We start from the raw sequence: 2,929 nt of genomic DNA on the forward strand, positions 1-2,929 counted from the left end.
AAAACCACTTTGGTGTTATATGGTCAAGCCTCACGAGCAATTAGTATTGGTTAGCTCAATGCCTCACAGCACTTACACACCCAACCTATCAACGTCCTAGTCTCGAACGGCTCTTTAGGGGACTTATGTCCCAGTGAGATCTTATCTTAAGGGAGGCTTCCCGCTTAGATGCTTTCAGCGGTTATCCCGTCCGAACATAGCTACCCGGCAATGCCACTGGCGTGACAACCGGAACACCAGAGGTTCGTCCACTCCGGTCCTCTCGTACTAGGAGCAGCTCCTCTCAAATCTCAAACGTCCACGGCAGATAGGGACCGAACTGTCTCACGACGTTCTAAACCCAGCTCGCGTACCACTTTAAATGGCGAACAGCCATACCCTTGGGACCGGCTTCAGCCCCAGGATGTGATGAGCCGACATCGAGGTGCCAAACACCGCCGTCGATGTGAACTCTTGGGCGGTATCAGCCTGTTATCCCCGGAGTACCTTTTATCCGTTGAGCGATGGCCCTTCCATACAGAACCACCGGATCACTAAGACCTACTTTCGTACCTGCTCGACGTGTCTGTCTCGCAGTTAAGCGTGCTTTTGCCTTTACACTCTATGCATGATTTCCGACCATGCTGAGCACACCTTCGTGCTCCTCCGTTACTCTTTGGGAGGAGACCGCCCCAGTCAAACTACCCACCACACAGTGTCCTCGATCCCGATAAGGGACCTGAGTTAGAACCTCAAACATACCAGGGTGGTATTTCAAGAGTGGCTCCATGCAAACTGGCGTCTGCACTTCAAAGCCTCCCACCTATCCTACACAAGTAGGTTCAAAGTTCACTGTGAAGCTATAGTAAAGGTTCACGGGGTCTTTCCGTCTAGCCGCGGATACACAGCATCTTCACTGCGATTTCAATTTCACTGAGTCTCGGGTGGAGACAGTGTGGCCATCGTTACGCCATTCGTGCAGGTCGGAACTTACCCGACAAGGAATTTCGCTACCTTAGGACCGTTATAGTTACGGCCGCCGTTTACTTGGGCTTCGATCAAGAGCTTCGCTTGCGCTAACCCCATCAATTAACCTTCAAGCACCGGGCAGGCGTCACACCCTATACGTCCACTTTCGTGTTTGCAGAGTGCTGTGTTTTTAATAAACAGTCGCAGCCACCTGGTATCTTCGACCGACTAGTGCTTACGGAGCAAGTCCTTCACACCGGCCGGCGTACCTTCTCCCGAAGTTACGGTACCATTTTGCCTAGTTCCTTCACCCGAGTTCTCTCAAGCGCCTTGGTATTCTCTACCTGACCACCTGTGTCGGTTTGGGGTACGGTTCGATCATATCTGAAGCTTAGAAGTTTTTCCTGGAAGCATGGCATCAACCACTTCGCCCAAAAGAGGGCTCGTCGTCAGTTCTCGGTCTTAAAGGGACCCGGATTTGCCTAAGTCCCAAACCTACCGCCTTAAACACAGACAACCATCGCTGTGCTGGCCTAGCCTTCTCCGTCTCTCCATCGCAATATGTACGAGTACAGGAATATTAACCTGTTTCCCATCGACTACGCATTTCTGCCTCGCCTTAGGGGCCGACTCACCCTGCCCTGATTAACATGGGACAGGAAACCTTGGTCTTCCGGCGGGGGAGTTTTTCACTCCCCTTATCGTTACTCATGTCAACATTCGCACTTCTGATACCTCCAGCCTGCCTTACAGCTTGACCTTCAACGGCTTACAGAACGCTCCTCTACCATGCCTAGTAAACTAAGCATCCGTAGCTTCGGTGTACAGTTTGAGCCCCGTTATATCTTCCGCGCAGGCCGACTCGACTAGTGAGCTATTACGCTTTCTTTAAAGGATGGCTGCTTCTAAGCCAACCTCCTAGCTGTCTAAGCCTTCCCACATCGTTTCCCACTTAACTGTAACTTTGGGACCTTAGCTGACGGTCTGGGTTGTTTCCCTTTCCACGACGGACGTTAGCACCCGCCGTGTGTCTCCCGTAATTGCACTCATTGGTATTCGGAGTTTGCATGGGGTTGGTAAGTCGGGATGACCCCCTAGCCCAAACAGTGCTCTACCCCCAATGGTGAGATACGAGGCGCTACCTAAATAGCTTTCGAGGAGAACCAGCTATCTCCGAGCTTGATTAGCCTTTCACTCCTATCCACAAGTCATCCCCAGCCTTTTCAACGGATGTGGGTTCGGTCCTCCAGTTGATGTTACTCAACCTTCAACCTGCTCATGGATAGATCGCCCGGTTTCGGGTCTATTCCCAGCAACTAAACGCCCTATTAAGACTCGGTTTCCCTACGGCTCCACTATGTGCTTAACCTTGCTACTGAAAATAAGTCGTTGACCCATTATACAAAAGGTACGCAGTCACGGAACAAGTCCGCTCCCACTGCTTGTACGTACACGGTTTCAGGATCTATTTCACTCCCCTCACAGGGGTTCTTTTCGCCTTTCCCTCACGGTACTGGTTCACTATCGGTCAGTCAGGAGTATTTAGCCTTGGAGGATGGTCCCCCCATATTCAGACAGGATAACACGTGTCCCGTCCTACTCGTTTTCATGATTAAGGTGTTTTCGTATACGGGGCTATCACCCTCTATCGCGGCACTTTCCAGAGCCTTCTACTAACACCAAAACCACTTAAGGGCTAATCCCCTTTCGCTCGCCGCTACTTAGGGAATCTCGGTTGATTTCTTTTCCTCCGGGTACTTAGATGTTTCAGTTCCCCGGGTTCGCCTCCACACAGCTATGTATTCACTGTGGGATACTCTACAAGTAGAGTGGGTTTCCCCATTCGGACATGTTCGGATCACAGTCTGTTTATCGACTCCCCGAACCTTTTCGCAGATTACCACGTCCTTCATCGCCTCTGACTGCCAAGGCATCCACCGTGCACGCTTGGTCACTTGACCATATAACCCAAAATAGTTTT

At 51.0% G+C, this 2,929-nt stretch carries 1 rRNA gene; it reads right to left on the reverse strand.

Going from position 1 to position 2,929, the window contains the following annotated elements:
* Positions 1 to 19: 19 nt before the first annotated feature.
* Positions 20 to 2,909 (reverse strand): 23S ribosomal RNA (locus DFP77_RS19195).
* Positions 2,910 to 2,929: the final 20 nt, after the last annotated feature.

It is taken from the genome of Marinomonas foliarum, assembly GCF_003337275.1.
GTDB lineage: Bacteria > Pseudomonadota > Gammaproteobacteria > Pseudomonadales > Marinomonadaceae > Marinomonas > Marinomonas foliarum.